Raw genomic sequence first — 16599 nt, 5'->3', positions numbered from 1 at the left:
TTTATAGAGAAATCAAGGTAAATTCAATGTTTGCGAGTGCTTTCAGAGTATCTTCGATGATGAGTGTGAATATCCTGTTTTTATATTTGTTTTCTCTGATTGAATGGCGCAAATGGGGGCGGATTTATTTCAATAGAAAATCGATTTTCCCTATTTTTCTGCTATGTGTCATGTTTAAGTGGTCGCACTAAAATTGATTTCGCCCTCGCTGCTTATGCAACCTATCAAACTAAACTGCTCGGAGAAAAAATAGGTGTGTTGCGGTATTTCAGAAAATGTCATTATTATTTTTTTAAGATCGGCGGTGTGGAATCTATAAGCATTCTCTGTGAGCGAGTCGCCGATAAAGGTAATCTCAGTTATTTTGAGATCTTTTGCTTTTTCTGAAATTTCTTCAATGGCTTTGTTTATAGTGTTTTTTGAATGCGATGTGCTGTTGGGAAGTGAGCTCCAAGCGATTTTTGATCCAATAAACGGAAAATTTCTATTGATATGTGAGACGGCGTTGTCATGTGCATCATTGTCAAGTTTCATGTAGTTAATGCTGGATTCTAACAATTCTTTCTCAAGTTCTTCGTCGAAGTAGCTCATTTTTTAAATGCCTTTAGTAATTTTAATACGGTTTTTTCGCTTGCATTGAAAAGGTAATGTGGTGCTGGCTTTTTTCCTGACCAAACGTTTATATGTGCGCCGCTTCTTTCATCATATTCGATTCGATAGCCAGTCTTGCCGTCAGCGGTTTGCATGCCTACAACCTTCCCGGCATTCGTACCAAACTTCCCAATGGTTGGCTTTTCTGCTTTGAATCCATTGCTTTCAAGCCATTCAAGTGCCTTATTGCGAGCTTGCTCGAAATGCTCAAAATTAAGTGTCTCGCCAACCTCGGGCGGGGTCGTTTTTTGCGGAGGCTTTTTCGGAGTGGCACCGTTTGTCTGTTTACACACCAGCCCCAACGGATCCACCCACCCCGTAGGGTTAGGCACGTATTGGTAGCTATTCAAACCACCCGCAAGCTTGATCGGATCCGGCGTCAAAAACCGTCCAGTCCCCGGATTGTAGTAGCGGTGGCGGTTGTAATGTAAGCCTGTCTCGGCGTCGAAATACTGACCCTGGAAGCGCAACGGGTTATCAATTTCGCTGACATCCAGCGCCGCGAGGTTGCCGTAGGCGCGGTATTTTGCCGACCACATGATTTCGCCGCTGTAGTCGGTGAGTTCCTGCGGTGTGCCGAGGTGGTCGAGTTGGTAATAGAACGGGGCCGCTTTTAGCGGGCCTTCGCCGTCGAGCATTGCCAACGGGCGGAAACTGCCCGGTTCGTAGATGTAGCTGCGATAACGATTTTCTGCGCTTTCGGCGATGAGGCGTTCGCCTTGCCAGAGGAATTCAGTGGTGTGGCCGTCGACGGTTTTCTCGATGCGGCGGCCGAAGGCGTCGTATTTATAGGATGCGGTGCTGCCACCCGGCAGGCTGACGCCGATCAGGCGGTGCTGGCAGTCGTAGCGGTACTCGGTGACGAGCTTCTGGCCGGTGCCGCGACGCTCTCGGATCAGGTTGCCGTAAGCGTCGTAGTCGTAGTGGCGGTCGCCCTGCATGAGCAGGCGATTGCCTTTGACGTTGGCGAGGTTGGCTGCGGGCAGGTCATTTTGTCCGAGGAGGTTGCCTGCCGGGTCGTGAGCGAAGCTCTCTGGCATGGCGCCGCGTACGCTGATCAGTCGGTCGAGTGGATCGTAGTGATAGCTGCGGTTGCCTTTGCGGCTGTCGTTAATACCGGCGAGGTTGCCGTTGGCATCGTAGTTGTAGCGACGCTGGAACAGGTGCTTGTCCCGTTGGCTGACGCTGTGGGCCTGTAGTCGGCCCTGTTCATCGTATTGGTATTGGCTAAGCAGCAAGCCTTGTTGGCGTTGTTGCTCGCGGCCTGCATTGAATTGGTGGCTGGTCAGGCGTGAACCGTTCAGGTCGATGCTGCTCAGGCGTCCACCGGACAAATGACGGTAATCGAGCGTGCAGCCATCCGGCAGACGGCAGTAGCTGAGCTGACCGACTTTGTCGTAAGCGTAACGCGTGGTACCCCAGCCCTGATGTTCGGTGATCAAGCGATCTTGCACATCGTATTCATAAGCGAGCGGCCAATGGCCGTCGTCGACGTTGACCAATCGACCGAGCGCGTCATAGCTGTAATGAATTTCTTCCCCATCGGGCAGCTTCTTGACCAGCAAACGGCCTGCGGCATCGCGCTGGTATTCGGTAACCAGTTCGCTACCGCCGTCGCCGAACTCGGTTTTCTTCAGCAGTTGGCCGTTCAGGTCGTACTCGTACGCGGTGCGGCGGCCGTCGAAGCCGGTTTCCTGCTGGATCAGGCCGTTCGGGTAATAATCGAGTTGATAGCGTTCGCCGCGCTCGTTTTCGATCTCGGTGAGGTTGAGTTGCGAGTTGTCGTAGCGATAGCGCAGTTGGCTGCCGTCGGGATTGATCCGGCGGCTGACGAGGTGCAGGTTGTCGGCGTATTCGTAGCGGGTGACCCGCCCGAGCTCGTCGCGTTCGGCGGTGACGCGGCCATACGGGTTGTAGGTAAACGCACGTGTGGCGCCGCCGGGCAGGGTGACCTGAGTGAGGCGGTCGACGGCATCCCATTGGTATTGGGTGATCGCTCCGAATTCATTCTGGCGAGTGATTTGCCGGCCGAGCGCATCGTAGCGATACTTGCGTTGACCTCCATCCGGCAGGCGTTCTTCCAGCAATTGGCCGAGATTGTTCCAGCCCAGTTGATGACGACTGCCGTCGGGGTGGCGGATCTCAAGCAAGCGTCCCTGACGGTCATAGCTGTAGAAGGTCTCGTTGCCGTCAGGATCGGTTTGTTGGGTAATATCGCCCTGGCGGTTGCGTTCGTATTTCCAGCGGGCCTTGCCGCGCTGGACATCAATAAGTTGACCGTTGAAGTAGTTGTAACGCGTCGGAACACCTTCCGGGGGGATCACCGCAATCAAGCGTCCGGCATCGCTGTACTGATACTCGGTGATCGCTCCCATCGGGTCTTTAACGGCGATCAATCGGCCGTTATCGTCATAAGCGTTCTGCGTCTCACCACCGTCGGGTGCGGTCTCACTGACCAGGCGTGCATTTTCGTCATGCACATAGACCAGCTCACTGCCGTCAGCGTTATGAACAATGACCGAGCCTTTATCATCCCACTCGTAACGTGCTTCCATCTGCGCGTAATTGGCCCAATGACGTACGCATCGGGACAGCTTGCCTTCACGCTCCCACTCCCAGAAGAAGCTAGCCCCTCCGGCCATTTGTCGCTCAAGGATGACGTGCTGATCGTTGTAGCGGTAATGCTCGGTTTCGCCCATCGCATTGGTGGAAGACACCAGTTGATTGAGTGCGTTGTATCGGTAGGTGACGAGGGTATGAATCGTCAGCCATGGGTCTTGGCGTTCGCCGCGTTCATTGTATTCGGGGCGTTGTTGCTGTTGGTCGACAGCAACGATGTGTCTGTCTTCGTAGCGCAGAAAAAGGGCGCGCCCTGCGCCGTTATCTATGCGCTGGATACGATCAACGAAGTCATAACTGATGTGCAGACGATTTTCGTACGCATCGCTGATCGCGGTCAGTCGACCGGCACGGAAATGGTAAAAGCGTGTTTTTGCCCCGGCCTGGGTCAAAATGAGTTCGCCGGGTTCATTGCCTAGATAAATTGCTGCCTGAGCCAGACTGTTAGTGATGGCCGGCCGCTGTTCCGTGGGCATCGGGAAACGGGTTTGCCGGTTCTCGTTGTCCGTCCACAGCACACCCTCATCGTCGATCTGCAAGCGATGAGACAGTGAATGACTCCAGCCATAGCCGAGGCGGCTATCAATTTCGACTGCACTGCTTCGGTATAGGCGTGTCCACTCAAAAGGCAGCAGGCCACCCAGTTCCCCATCGGTGAGCGTCAGTAACTCTTCACCGGTCACCATCGATACTGGTTCGCCGTCTGAGCATGTGTCGTCGACGCATTGTGCTGGTTTTTTCGCTGGGTTCTTCGGCTGTTCGGGGGCGTTGTCGACGGCCTCTACCTGCTCGATCCGTGAGGCTGGCTCATCTTTTTTACGGGTTTGAATCTGCGCATCGGATTCCGCTTTTCCGCCAGTGATCGGTGGCTTGCTCTTCGGAGCTGTCGCGGTTTCGGCAGGTTTGGGAGCGGCGATCTGAACATCCGCTTTGCGTGCCGGATTGAATTTCGAATCACCATTGAGTAGCAACGGCTTCGATGCTTCGGTATGGGGCGTCGCTTTGGACTTGCTGACTTTCATCAACATGCCGGTGAAGTCTTCAATCAGCTTTATGACTTTGCCGCTGCTTTGTACCCCTTTGACGGCTTTTGTACCCACGCGTACGGCCAAGCCAAGACCACCAGTCAAGACAACGCCGATCAAAATGTTGAGCAGGAACTCTGTCGACATTTGCGCCAGCACTTCGGTACAAGTCTGCGGCGGCAGCATTTTCACCCAGGCCACGATGGCCGCGACGTATATCCACATCAACGGCTCATCGCTCGCGATCAATAAAGCAGTGTGAATAGCGTCGGCAGAGGCGTCGTAAATTTTCTTGATCTGTTCTTCAGTGAAAAAGTTTTTCAGCTTCTCGTAGTTTTCGCGAGGATGGGCGATGAGGTCGTAGAGACTTTTGATATCGCCCCACAATCCCATAATCGCTTTCATGAACCCTTCCCAAGCCGCTTCCAGCTCCTGCAAGGCGCGACCTCCAAGGGAGGCATCGGTGTGAGCTTGCCAGAGCGGGAGGAAGCTGGTGCTCCATTCGGTTTGTAGCCAGCCGCCCAACTCGCCGATCACGCCTTGGTAGGAATTGAACAAACTGTCGATCTGGGCACGCGTAGGATTCGGGAAGAAGGTGATTTTGTACTGCTGATTGGGAGTAAGGCCTGAGACTTCAAGAATCCCTGATGCGTCAATGGTTTTATTGATGGTCGGGCCAACTTCGTTTTTGCCGATGAAGCGGGCATTGACGACCGGTGTCAGTTGAACTGGCGTATTGCCGATCGGCACAAAGCGCGCGGACTCGAAACTATGGATCAGCACCAGCTTGCCGTTCGCAGGACAGTTGGCATAAAGGGTATTTTCCTTCTTGCTGTCCTTGTCAGCCGTGCCAACTTCGTCACCGACTTTGAATTGCTGCTCCGCATCCAGAATGCCGCCGTACCAGGCTTCGGCATGCTCGCGGTAATCCTTCAGGCACTTCTTGAAGTCGTTGATGATGGCCTGAGCATCGGGTTGTTTTGCTGTGAGACCGCCAACGATCCCGCCCATTAAAACGCTCATACCACCACCTCTTTTTCCAGATAGGCCTTCAACAGCCCGGTAAAGTTTTCTTCCGTGAGTGGCGTGCGTTTAACAAAGCGCGCCACTTTTTGTTTCAGGTTCGATTCGGGAAAGGAGAAATACAGATCGGCGTGTTCCTCTTGCAACCACTGCATCATGTTGCCGATAACGGTCGATGGATTTTCTGCCATTAACCCCTCCAACAACCCCTTCGGCACCTCCCACCACGGCCAGTCCCGCACCTTCGGCACAACTCGCGTGCCCACTTCCAGCGCCTGCCCATTGATCAGATACCGCTCAAACACCGGCAGCATTTCTCCAGCCTTCTCCCCAAGCCCCCGCAGAATCGGATAAATATGCCGCCCATCCCAAAACCGGAAAAACACCTCGGTGCCATCCGGCATTTTCACCTGCGTCAGGCTGCGCAGATGTTCGAACACTTCGTTCGGCTCTGAACGCGACACCGCCAGCCAGCCCCAGTCGAGGGCGTCGGTGTCGGCGATCCAGGGCAGGAAAGCGGAGTTGGCTTTGAGTTCGGTGAGGTAGGGCATCACCGGTTGCCAGGTGGAGTAGGGCGTGCCGCCCCAGATCGGGATGAGTTGGGCGGTGGGTTCGGTGAGGTACAGGGTTTTCAGGGCGTCGGCATCGCTGGCCGCGCTGACGACCAGGTACAAGCGCTCTCCGCTTTGCAGCGGCTGTTGCGCCAGCCAGTCCTTGGGGGTGATTGGTTCAGATGGCACAGGCACCTGCCTTGCATTTTTCGCATTCTTCACAGAACGGCGCGTTACGTTTGAGGGTGTTGATTTGCGCCGGGGTCAGGACCTGGCCAGCCTTGTCGGCATCCGCCTGTTTCAGCACGCCGGGCATCAATGGCGCGGCGCCCGTACCAGCGCCGGGACTACCCCCGGAGTTCATGTTGATCACCGGCCCACTCATGGTCACGCCACCAGCATCAATCTTGATGAAGCTGCCGCCGCCGATCAGCGTGAGTTCCGCACCAGCCTCCATCACCACTTTCATGCCGCTGCTCAGGTGGATTTCCTGGCCGGCGTCGATGAACTGGCCGGTGCCGATCTTGATGTGCTGGTTGACGCCGACGGTGAGGTGGTCGTTGGCGCGGGTTTCGACTTTGCGGTCGGCGTAGACGGTGTGGTGTTCTTCGGCCTTGAATTCCGTGTAGCTGTTTTGCTCGACGGTGTCGTGGCGTTCGTTGCCGACGCGGATTTTCTGGTCGTGCTCGATGTTCTCGTCCCAGTCGCGCTGGGCGTGCAGATAGATCTGTTCCTGACCTTTCTTGTCTTCGATGCGCAGTTCGTTGTAGCCGCCACCACCCATGGAACTCAGGGTCTTGAAAGTGCTGCGGGTCTTGTTCGCCGGCAGTGGATAGGGGACGGTGTTTTCCTTGTGGTACAGGCAGCCGCTGATCAGCGGTTGATCGGGGTCGCCTTCAAGGAACGTGACGAGCACTTCCATGCCAATGCGCGGGATGGCGATGCCGCCGTACTGGGCGCCGGCCCAGGCGCTGGAGACGCGCAGCCAGCAACTGGTCTTGTCGTCGGCCTGACCCTCGCGATCCCAGTGGAACTGGACTTTGACTCGGCCGTATTCGTCGCAGTGGATTTCTTCACCTTTCGGGCCGGTGACCACGGCGCTCTGGCTGCCGAGGATGCGCGGTTTCGGGTGGCGTAGCGGCGGGCGATTGGGCACGTCCCACGGCGTGGCCTGGAAGCGGTTGCGATAACCCTGATGGAAATCGTCTTTCAGCGCGGTGGTGTCGCTGGTCACCGACTCTTCGAGCACTTGCGGCTGCTTGCCTTCGTGCAGGACTTCAGTGAGCAGCCACAGGTCGTTCCATTTGGCTTTCGGGTGTTCGGTCAGGGCGAGGAAGTGGCCGCTGACCAGCAGTGGCTGATCACTCTTGCCTTCGGCCAATTGGAAGTCGCTGCGATGGCGTTCGAGGGCGCGTTTGGCCAGGTGCTTGCCGCGCTCGCGGTCGATGAAGCGGCCCGGGTAATCGTAGTCTTCGAGGTCGGGTAGGGCGTCGCCACGGTTTTCGCTTTCCAGGGTCAGGCGCGGTTTTTCGAAGTCGTAGTCGCGACGGGTGGTGCGGCTGGTGCGGGTTTCCAAGCGCAGGTCGAAACGCTTGATCACCGGGTTGCTGGCGACCATGCCGGAGTCTTGCTGATAGGGCACGGGGGCGAGTTTTGGAAACGCCGTCTGGTCATCGCCGAAAACGAGCTTGTGCGCGTTGGCGCTGTGCTGGAAGTGGAAGTGAATGCCTTCTTCCTCGCACAGGCGCTGGATGAAATGCAGGTCCGACTCGTCGTATTGCACGCAGTAGATGCGCTCGGGATAGATCGAGCCGGTCTTGAATTCGTAGGCGTTGCCTTGAATACCGTGCTCTTCCAGCACCTGGCCGATAATCTTCGGCACGCTGAGGTTCTGGAAGATGCGCTGGTTGATGCGGTGCGCCAGATACGCCAGTTGCGGGCGCAGCGTCACCGCATAACGGGTCAGACGCTTGCCGGAATCGCCTTGCGCGGCGCGGTAGATCTGGCCATGAATGCCGCTGCCGTCAGGCGACAGCTGCAGAAAGGCCGGTTTATGCAGCAGGGTTTCGAGGTCCAGCGACGGCTGCTCACTGACCAGCTCCACCTCAAAGACAAAAGGCTGGCTGATGGCTTCCCGGCCGGTGAGGGTAAACACCTGAAAGTCGGCGGAAAGCCCTTCGATGGTCAGGGCAAAGTGGGTTTCATTGGCCGGCGCGAACATCCCTTGTTCCTCGTGCTGTACAGCGGCGCTCGTCGACGACCGCAAAAAAGCGGCTCAACGTACGCGAAATTCTGGAGGGGCGTAAACAACATCGACCAGCAGAGCTGGCCGATGCGTGTAACGGTCAGCCGTAATTAAACGACTGGAGCACGCCAGTCATCGGAACCCGAAGTACCGGATACTTCGTGGGTCCAGGTGATTTTGCGGTAGGTGAACTGCACTTCTTCCAGGTGGGTGAAGTGCGCGTTGCCTGGATCCTGGCAGTTGTGCATTTTGTTGTTGATGGCGACGATGATCGCGTCTTCCAGTTTGGTGGTGTAGTAGTGCTCTTGGGTGCCTTGAGCCGAAGTGCGGTACCACTGGATAACGATTTCGCTCATGCGCTCGCCGGAAGTCAGAGCTGCTTGCAGCAGTGGCGAAGCCTTGTCGTAGACCTTGGTGATCACAACTGGCTTGTGAACGCGCTGACCGGTTGGCTGACCGGATTGCGGGTCACGCGGGATGATCACGTCGTGGGTGAAAGCCTGAACCATGACCTGGTCTTCGTGGCCTTCCTGGTAGGTGTTGCCAACGGAGTCGGCGGTGAAAGCGCCGGCAGTGATCAGGCCTTGTTTTTCGCCGGTAACCGACATGTACGCTGGTGTTGCCATGGGGTGCTCTCCTTGCGGATAAAGTTAGGGTGCCCGGAGGCGAAATCGCCCGGTGGGTGACGCAGTGTTATCAAGGAGCGTGCCAGGTTTTGCGCGGTGCCCGAATGGCGGGGGCGTCACGGTAGTCGATGATCACTCGGGGCGATTTTCAGTGGGAAAGTCGGGAGAAAGTGCGCAAGAAGTTGCGCAGTACTGCGCAACTTCTTGCGCACTTGGCTGCAGGGCTTGCACCGCTTGGGCTGCAGGGCAATTTACCCCTGAAATATTACGACCTACTGCGCAACTTCTTGCGCAGTAGGGGATTTGCCGGGACCGTGGTGTGGCCTTCGCGAGCAGGCTTGCTCCCCCAGGGACAGTGCTGCCAGCGAAAGCGTCTTATAAATGAAACACCGCGCTCGGCTATACTCCCCGCATTTCGATCAGGCACGAGGATTCACTGTGAAGAACTGGACGTTGCGCCAACGCATTTTGGCGAGCTTTGCGGTGATTATCGCCATCATGCTGTTGATGGTGGTGCTGTCCTACTCGCGGTTGTTGAAGATCGAGGCCAGTGAGAACAGCGTGCGCGACGATGCCATCCCCGGCGTCTATTACAGCTCGATGATTCGCGGCGCTTGGGTCGACAGTTATTTGCAGACCCAGGAGCTGCTCGGCCTCAAGGAAGGCCAGGGCGTTTCCAGCGAAGACGAAGCGGACTACAAGGCGTTCGAGGCGCGTCTGCAAGAGCAGATGGCCAACTATCGCAAGACCATGGCCACGGATGAAGACCGATCCGAATTCGCCTTGTTCGAGAAGTACCACGACACCTACATCCAGATTCAGGATGCCGTGCTGGATCTGCACAAGCGCAATCTGGAAGCCGATGCCATCAAGCTGTTCAACGAGAAACTGACCCCGGCGTGGTACACCGGGCGGATGAAACTCAACGACATCATTGGCGAAAACAAAGTCGTCGCTGATAACGCCATGGCCAACATCGACGATGCGGTCGCAACGGCCAAAGTCAGCATGGTCATTTCCCTGCTGGTCGCGGTACTGGTCGCCGGCCTCTGCGGTCTGCTGTTGATGCGCGCGATCATGGCGCCGATGAACCGCATCGTGACCATCCTCGACATCATGCGCACCGGTGATCTGAGCTCGCGCCTGAACCTCGATCGCAAGGACGAATTCGGCGCGGTCGAAACCGGCTTCAACGACATGATGACCGAGCTGACGTCGCTGGTATCCCAGGCTCAGCGCTCTTCGGTGCAGGTGACCACCTCGGTGACCGAGATCGCCGCCACTTCCAAGCAGCAACAGGCCACCGCCACCGAAACCGCAGCGACCACCACCGAAATAGGCGCAACCTCCCGTGAGATCGCCGCGACTTCGCGGGATCTGGTGCGCACCATGACCGAAGTGTCCACCGCTGCCGATCAGGCCTCGGTACTCGCCGGCTCCGGCCAGCAAGGCCTGGCGCGCATGGAAGACACCATGCACTCGGTCATGGGCGCGGCGGATCTGGTCAACGCCAAACTGGCGATCCTCAACGAGAAGGCCGGCAACATCAATCAGGTGGTGGTGACCATCGTCAAGGTGGCCGACCAGACCAACCTGCTGTCGCTCAACGCGGCGATCGAAGCCGAGAAGGCCGGCGAGTACGGTCGCGGTTTTGCTGTAGTCGCCACCGAAGTCCGGCGTCTGGCCGATCAGACCGCCGTGGCCACGTACGACATTGAACAGATGGTCCGCGAGATCCAGTCGGCGGTGTCGGCCGGGGTGATGGGCATGGACAAGTTTTCCGAAGAAGTACGCCGCGGCATGTCGGAAGTGCAGCAGGTCGGCGAGCAGCTGTCGCAGATCATCCATCAGGTGCAGGCGCTGGCGCCGCGCGTGCTGATGGTCAACGAAGGGATGCAGGCCCAGGCCACTGGCGCCGAGCAGATCAACCATGCGTTGGTGCAGTTGGGCGATGCCAGCAGCCAGACCGTCGAATCGCTGCGTCAGGCCAGTTTCGCCATCGACGAACTGAGCCAGGTGGCCGTCGGCCTGCGCAGCGGCGTTTCGCGATTCAAAGTCTGATGAGCGAAATCATCGCCAAGCGTGACGCCGCGCCAGTGGCGAAGCAGGCGCTGTTTCTGCTGTTTCGCATCGGCAGCGAGCGCTATGCCTTGCGCGCCACCGAAGTGGCCGAAGTGCTGCCGCGCCTGCCGTTGAAGCCGATTGCCCGGGCACCGCATTGGGTGGCCGGGGTGTTCGCCTATCGCGGGGCGGTGGTGCCGGTGATCGATCTCAGCGCGCTGACTTTCGGCCGACCCGCCGAGGCGCGGACCAGCACGCGGCTGGTGCTGGTCAATTATCAGCCGGATCAAGCGCAAGCAGCGCAGTGGCTCGGGCTGATTCTCGAGCAGGCCACCGACACGCTGCGCTGTCATCCGCAAGATTTCCAGCCCTACGGCCTCGATAACCGCGAGGCGCCGTACCTCGGCCCGGTGCGCGAAGATGCGCAGGGATTGCTGCAATGGGTGCGGGTCAATGACTTGCTCGATGACGCCGTGCGCAGTTTGCTGTTCCCCGATCCGCCGCGTGATCCGGCGCAGCTTGAGGCGCAGCCATGAGCAATGAGCAGCGCTTTTTCGATTTCCTCAAGGAACGCATCGGCCTCGATGTCGCGTCGGTGGGCGCGGCGATCATCGAGCGCGCCGTGCGCCAGCGCACCACGCTGTCCCAGGCCGCCCACGCCGACGAATACTGGCAGCTGTTGCAAGGCTCGCGGGATGAACAGCAGGCGCTGATCGAAGCGGTGATCGTTCCGGAAACGTGGTTTTTCCGTTATCCGGAATCCTTCGCCACCTTGGGCAAACTGGCCCGTCAGCGTCTCGCCGAGCTGAACAACATGCGCGCGTTGCGCATCCTCAGCCTGCCGTGCTCGACCGGTGAAGAACCCTACTCGATTGCCATGGCCTTGCTTGATGCCGGATTGCAGCCGCATCAGTTCAAGGTCGACGGCATGGACATCAGCCCGTTGTCGGTGGACAAGGCGCGCCGTGCTGTTTACGGCAAGAACTCGTTTCGCGGGCAGGATCTGCAATTTCGCGATCGGCATTTCATGCCTGAGCAGGACGGCCACCGGGTCAACGAATACGTTCGCGAGCAGGTGCGCTGGCAAGTCGGCAATGTCCTCGATCCGACACTGTTGGCGAGCGAGCCAGCCTTCGATTTCGTGTTCTGCCGCAACCTGCTGATCTACTTCGACCAGCCGACGCAAAAGCAGGTGTTCGAAGTGCTCAAGCGCCTGACCCATGCTGACGGCGTGCTGTTTATCGGCCCGGCGGAGGGCAGTCTGCTCGGGCGTTTGGGCATGCGCTCGATCGGCATCCCGCAGTCGTTCGCCTTCAGCCGTCACAGCGAGCCGCACCCCGAACCACTGCCGACGCCCAAACCGGTCGCCGTGCCGGTCAGCCAACCATTGCGCAGCGCGCCGCCAGCGCCAGTGCGCAATCGGCCGTTCGCTGCCGTGACGGCTTTGCCGGTAACGAAAAAAACTGCCAACCCCGACGCCGCGACGCTGCTGGCGCAAATCGCCGCATTGGCCAATGAAGGCAAAAGCGCCGAGGCCCGTGCCGCGTGCGAACACTATCTGCGCAGCCATGAGCCGGTGGCGCAGGTGTTCTACTGGCTCGGCCTGCTCAGCGATGTCGCCGGCCTGAGCCTCGAGGCCCAGGGTTTCTATCGCAAGGCCTTGTACCTCGAGCCGCAACACCCCGAAGCGCTGATGCACCTGGCCGCGTTGCTGCAGGCTCAGGGCGACACGGCGGGTGCCCGACGATTGCAGGAGCGCGCCGCCCGCAGCGGGCGCACCGCCGACAGTGAGCGTAAACGATGAGCGCGTCCGACACCTTGAACGTTACCCACGAAGACGCCCGCGCCATCGACGATTGCTGGAACCGCATCGGCATTCATGGCGACAAGTCCTGCCCGTTGCTGGAAGAGCACATTCATTGCCGCAACTGCTCGGTGTATTCTGCCGCCGCCACGCGCCTGCTCGACCGCTATTCGTTGCAGCAGGACCAGCGCGAAGCAGTTGTCAGCAAAGTCGAAATCGACGTCAAGACCCGCTCGCTGCTGATGTTTCGCCTCGGCGAGGAATGGCTCGGACTGGCCACGCGCACGCTTGTCGAAGTTGCGCCGTTGCAGGCGATACATTCGCTGCCGCACCAGCGCTCGCGGGCCTTGCTCGGTGTGGCCAATGTCCGTGGCGCGCTGGTCGCGTGCCTGTCGCTGGTGGAACTGCTTGACCTCGACGGCGGCGTTGCGCCGGTCAGCGGCGGGCGAGTCATGCCGCGCATGCTGATCATCGCTGCCCATGGCGGGCCGGTGGTGGTGCCGGTAGACGAGGTCGACGGCATTCATGCGATCGACGAACGCATCCTCGATGCTGCGTCTCAGTCCGGTGCGCAGGCCAGTGCCAAGTACACCCGTGGCGTTCTGCAATATCGCGGTCGCAGCCTGCGCTGGCTGGATGAAGAACAGCTGTTGTCCGCCGTGACCCGGAGCCTGACATGACCCCCGAGCAAATGCGCGACGCCTCCCTGCTCGAGCTGTTCAGCCTCGAAGCCGAAGCCCAGACCCAAGTGCTCAGCGCCGGGCTGCTGGCGCTGGAGCGCAATCCGACCCAGGCCGATCAGCTGGAGTCGTGCATGCGTGCGGCGCACTCGCTCAAAGGTGCGGCGCGCATTGTTGGCATCGACAGCGGCGTCAGCGTCGCCCACGTCATGGAGGATTGCCTGGTCAGTGCGCAGGAAGGGCGTTTGTTGCTGCGTCCCGAACACATCGACGCGTTGTTGCAGGGCACCGACCTGCTGATGCGCATCGCCACGCCGGCCAATGCGCCGCAACCTGCTGACATTGAAGCCTACGTGACGCTGATGGGGCGTTTGCTCGATCCGTCGGCGCCAGCCGCTGTGGTTGCCACGCCGCCGATGGCCGAGTTGCAGATCGAGCCCGCGCCAACAGCGACAGCGCCGATCATGGACGAGCCCGCCGAGCCGACCCCGCGTAAAAACAAACGCACCACCGAGGGCGGCGAGCGCGTCTTGCGCGTCACCGCCGAACGCCTGAACAGCCTGCTCGATCTGTCGAGCAAATCGCTGGTGGAAACCCAGCGTCTCAAGCCGCATCTGGCGACCATGCAGCGCCTCAAACGCATGCAGAACAACGGCCTGCGCGCACTGGAAAATCTCAATGTGCACCTGAAGGAGCATGCGCTGAGCCTGGAAGCGCTCGAGTCGCTGGAAGATGCGCGACGTTTGCTCGCCGAGTCGCAACAATTGCTCAGCGAGAAAAACGCCGAACTCGACGAGTTCGCCTGGCAGGCCAGCCAGCGTGCACAAGTGCTCTACGACACCGCGCTGGCCTGTCGTATGCGCCCGTTTGCCGACGTGTTGAGTGGGCAGGCGCGCATGGTTCGCGACCTCGGGCGCAGCCTTGGTAAGCAGGTGCGCCTGGAGATCGAAGGCGAGAAAACCCAGGTCGATCGCGACGTGCTGGAAAAGCTTGAAGCACCGCTGACTCATCTGCTGCGCAACGCCGTCGATCACGGCATCGAATCCCCGGAACAACGCCTGCTAAAGGGCAAGCCGGAAGAGGGCCTGATCCGCCTGCGCGCTTCCCACCAAGCCGGTTTGCTGGTGCTGGAATTGAGCGATGACGGCGGTGGCGTCGATCTGGAGAAAGTCCGCCGCAGCATCGTCGAACGGCAGTTATCCCCAGCCGAAACCGCAGCGCAATTGAGCGAAGAGGAACTGCTGACCTTCCTGTTTCTGCCGGGCTTCAGCCTGCGCGACAAAGTCACCGAAGTGTCCGGGCGTGGCGTCGGCCTGGATGCTGTTCAACACATGGTTCGCCAATTGCGTGGGGCCGTGGTGCTGGAGCAGACGGCGGGCGAGGGCAGCCGTTTCCATCTGGAAGTGCCGCTGACGCTTTCGGTGGTGCGCAGCCTCGTGGTGGAAGTCGGCGAAGAGGCTTACGCATTCCCGCTGGCGCACATCGAACGCATGTGCGATCTGGCGCCGGAAGACATTGTGCAGGTCGAGGGGCGTCAGCATTTCTGGCACGAAGGCCAGCATGTCGGGCTGGTCGCGGCCAGCCAGTTGCTCAATCGCCCGGCCAGTCAGAACGATGGCGCTACCCTGAAAGTCGTGGTGATCCGCGAGCGCGAGGCGATTTATGGGGTGGCGGTCGAGCGCTTCGTGGGTGAGCGCACGCTGGTGGTGTTGCCGCTGGACGAGCGTCTGGGCAAGGTTCAGGACATCTCCGCCGGGGCCTTGCTCGATGACGGCTCGGTGGTGCTGATCGTCGATGTCGAAGACATGCTGCGTTCGGTGGACAAGCTGCTCAATACCGGGCGCCTGGAGCGCATTGCCCGCCACGGCAATCAAGCTGCCGAAGCGGCGCGCAAACGAGTCTTGGTGGTCGACGATTCGCTGACCGTGCGCGAGCTGCAACGCAAACTGCTGCTCAATCGTGGCTACGACGTCGCGGTGGCGGTGGACGGCATGGATGGCTGGAACGCGCTGCGTTCGGAGAACTTCGATCTGCTGATCACCGACATCGACATGCCGCGCATGGACGGCATCGAGCTGGTCACGCTGCTGCGCCGCGACAACCGTCTGCAATCGCTGCCGGTGATGGTCGTGTCGTACAAGGATCGCGAAGAAGACCGCCGCCGTGGACTGGATGCCGGCGCCGACTATTATCTAGCCAAAGCCAGTTTTCATGACGACGCCCTGCTCGATGCAGTGGTCGAGCTCATCGGAGGAGCGCGGACATGAGGATCGCAATCGTCAACGACATGCCCCTGGCGGTGGAGGCTCTGCGCCGAGCGTTGGCCTTCGAGCCGGCGCATCAGGTGATCTGGGTCGCCAGCAACGGTGCCGAGGCGGTGCAACGCTGCGCCGAGTGCACTCCAGACCTGATTCTGATGGACCTGATCATGCCGATCATGGACGGTGTCGAAGCCACGCGGCGGATCATGGCCGAGACGCCGTGTGCGATCGTCATCGTCACCGTCGACCGCCAGCAGAACGTGCACCGCGTGTTCGAGGCCATGGGCCACGGCGCGCTGGACGTGGTCGACACGCCGGCGATCGGCGCCGGCAATGCCCAGGAAGCGGCGGCGCCGTTGTTGCGCAAGATCCTCAACATCGGTTGGCTGATCGGCGACAAGGCGCCACGTGCGCGTCCGGCGCCGAGTTCGCCGCGCAGTTCGCCGTCACGTCAGCGGCTGGTGGCGATCGGCTCGTCTGCTGGTGGGCCGGCGGCGCTGGAAGTGCTGCTCAAAGGCCTGCCGAAGGATTTTTCCGCCGCGATCGTGCTGGTGCAGCATGTCGATCAGGTGTTCGCCGCCGGCATGGCCGAATGGCTGGCCAGCGCCAGCGGCCTCGATGTGCGTCTGGCCCGTGAAGGCGAGCCGCCGCAAAGTGGCGCGGTGCTGCTGGCCGGGACCAATCACCATATTCGCCTGTTGAAAAACGGCACGCTGGCCTACACCGCCGAACCGGTCAACGAGATCTATCGCCCCTCGATCGACGTGTTTTTCGAGAGCGTCGCCAGTTACTGGAACGGTGACGCGGTCGGGGTTTTATTGACCGGGATGGGGCGCGATGGCGCGCAAGGGCTTAAGCTCATGCGCCAGCAGGGTTATTTGACCATCGCCCAGGATCAGCACAGCAGTGCGGTGTACGGCATGCCCAAGGCTGCCGCGGCGATCGATGCCGCGGTGGAAATCCGCCCGCTGGAAAAGATAGCGCCACGATTGCTGGAGATTTTCCCCAAATGAACAGGTTGATCGGCAATCCAGGCCCCCGCAGTACTCAGGT

At 59.5% G+C, this 16599-nt stretch carries 11 protein-coding genes; 6 read left to right on the top strand and 5 right to left on the bottom strand.

Annotated elements, in window-relative coordinates; all coding sequences use genetic code 11:
* Positions 1–174: 174 nt before the first annotated feature.
* The 5 genes from QMX86_RS07310 to QMX86_RS07290 form a co-directional block, all read right to left on the bottom strand.
* Entirely contained in the window at positions 175–591 is a 417-nt protein-coding gene (locus tag QMX86_RS07310; RefSeq protein WP_122700361.1) for a hypothetical protein, read from the bottom strand.
* Positions 588–5318, bottom strand: a complete 4731-nt coding sequence (locus QMX86_RS07305; protein ID WP_122751925.1) for an RHS repeat-associated core domain-containing protein — start codon at positions 5316–5318, stop codon at positions 588–590. Before QMX86_RS07305 ends, QMX86_RS07310 begins: the two co-directional genes overlap by 4 nt.
* Positions 5315–6058, bottom strand: a complete 744-nt coding sequence (locus QMX86_RS07300; RefSeq protein WP_122751926.1) for a DUF4123 domain-containing protein — start codon at positions 6056–6058, stop codon at positions 5315–5317. The genes QMX86_RS07305 and QMX86_RS07300 overlap by 4 nt, the downstream gene beginning before the upstream one ends.
* Positions 6048–8090, bottom strand: coding sequence for a type VI secretion system tip protein TssI/VgrG (gene tssI / locus QMX86_RS07295; protein WP_282385935.1), 2043 nt, complete (start codon positions 8088–8090; stop codon positions 6048–6050). The genes QMX86_RS07300 and tssI overlap by 11 nt, the downstream gene beginning before the upstream one ends.
* A 134-nt stretch (positions 8091–8224) precedes the next feature.
* The gene (locus tag QMX86_RS07290; protein ID WP_007949952.1) at positions 8225–8740 is read right to left on the bottom strand and encodes an Hcp family type VI secretion system effector; all 516 of its coding nucleotides are present in this window, start codon (positions 8738–8740) and stop codon (positions 8225–8227) included.
* A gap of 438 nt (positions 8741–9178) precedes the next feature.
* On the opposite strand from QMX86_RS07290, the gene QMX86_RS07285 reads away from it, so the two are divergent.
* Genes QMX86_RS07285 through QMX86_RS07260 form a run of 6 tightly spaced genes read left to right on the top strand, consistent with a single transcriptional unit; the run spans position 9179 to position 16559 of the window.
* Complete coding sequence (locus tag QMX86_RS07285; RefSeq protein ID WP_073476121.1) at positions 9179–10801, top strand: methyl-accepting chemotaxis protein; 1623 nt, start codon at positions 9179–9181, stop codon at positions 10799–10801.
* A complete protein-coding gene (locus tag QMX86_RS07280) occupies positions 10801–11337 on the top strand; it encodes a chemotaxis protein CheW (protein ID WP_282384467.1) in 537 nt (178 codons plus the stop codon). Before QMX86_RS07285 ends, QMX86_RS07280 begins: the two co-directional genes overlap by 1 nt.
* Positions 11334–12605: a CheR family methyltransferase gene (locus tag QMX86_RS07275; RefSeq protein WP_282384468.1), complete on the top strand. Its 1272-nt coding sequence runs from the start codon at positions 11334–11336 to the stop codon at positions 12603–12605. The genes QMX86_RS07280 and QMX86_RS07275 overlap by 4 nt, the downstream gene beginning before the upstream one ends.
* Positions 12602–13285, top strand: coding sequence for a chemotaxis protein CheW (locus QMX86_RS07270; protein ID WP_273528472.1), 684 nt, complete (start codon positions 12602–12604; stop codon positions 13283–13285). Before QMX86_RS07275 ends, QMX86_RS07270 begins: the two co-directional genes overlap by 4 nt.
* Positions 13282–15552 (top strand): hybrid sensor histidine kinase/response regulator, encoded by a 2271-nt coding sequence (locus QMX86_RS07265; protein ID WP_282384469.1) that lies wholly within the window; start codon positions 13282–13284, stop codon positions 15550–15552. The genes QMX86_RS07270 and QMX86_RS07265 overlap by 4 nt, the downstream gene beginning before the upstream one ends.
* The gene (locus QMX86_RS07260; RefSeq protein ID WP_122505651.1) at positions 15549–16559 is read left to right on the top strand and encodes a chemotaxis response regulator protein-glutamate methylesterase; all 1011 of its coding nucleotides are present in this window, start codon (positions 15549–15551) and stop codon (positions 16557–16559) included. Before QMX86_RS07265 ends, QMX86_RS07260 begins: the two co-directional genes overlap by 4 nt.
* Positions 16560–16599 lie beyond the last annotated feature (40 nt).

Source organism: Pseudomonas sp. PS01270 (assembly GCF_029959775.1).
GTDB classification, from domain to species: domain Bacteria; phylum Pseudomonadota; class Gammaproteobacteria; order Pseudomonadales; family Pseudomonadaceae; genus Aquipseudomonas; species Aquipseudomonas atacamensis.
The sequence above is the reverse complement of the archived record's forward strand: the minus strand, read 5'-3'. Positions and strand labels throughout refer to the sequence as shown.

Excerpts from the sequence above, each read along its gene's own strand:
- QMX86_RS07310 (WP_122700361.1), bottom strand. The coding sequence starts at position 591 with ATGAGCTACTTCGACGAAGAACTTGAGAAAGAATTGTTAGAATCCAGC.
- QMX86_RS07305 (WP_122751925.1), bottom strand. The coding sequence starts at position 5,318 with ATGAGCGTTTTAATGGGCGGGATCGTTGGCGGTCTCACAGCAAAACAA.
- tssI (WP_282385935.1), bottom strand. The coding sequence starts at position 8,090 with ATGTTCGCGCCGGCCAATGAAACCCACTTTGCCCTGACCATCGAAGGG.
- QMX86_RS07290 (WP_007949952.1), bottom strand. The coding sequence starts at position 8,740 with ATGGCAACACCAGCGTACATGTCGGTTACCGGCGAAAAACAAGGCCTG.
- QMX86_RS07280 (WP_282384467.1), top strand. The coding sequence starts at position 10,801 with ATGAGCGAAATCATCGCCAAGCGTGACGCCGCGCCAGTGGCGAAGCAG.
- QMX86_RS07275 (WP_282384468.1), top strand. The coding sequence starts at position 11,334 with ATGAGCAATGAGCAGCGCTTTTTCGATTTCCTCAAGGAACGCATCGGC.
- QMX86_RS07270 (WP_273528472.1), top strand. The coding sequence starts at position 12,602 with ATGAGCGCGTCCGACACCTTGAACGTTACCCACGAAGACGCCCGCGCC.
- QMX86_RS07265 (WP_282384469.1), top strand. The coding sequence starts at position 13,282 with ATGACCCCCGAGCAAATGCGCGACGCCTCCCTGCTCGAGCTGTTCAGC.
- QMX86_RS07260 (WP_122505651.1), top strand. The coding sequence starts at position 15,549 with ATGAGGATCGCAATCGTCAACGACATGCCCCTGGCGGTGGAGGCTCTG.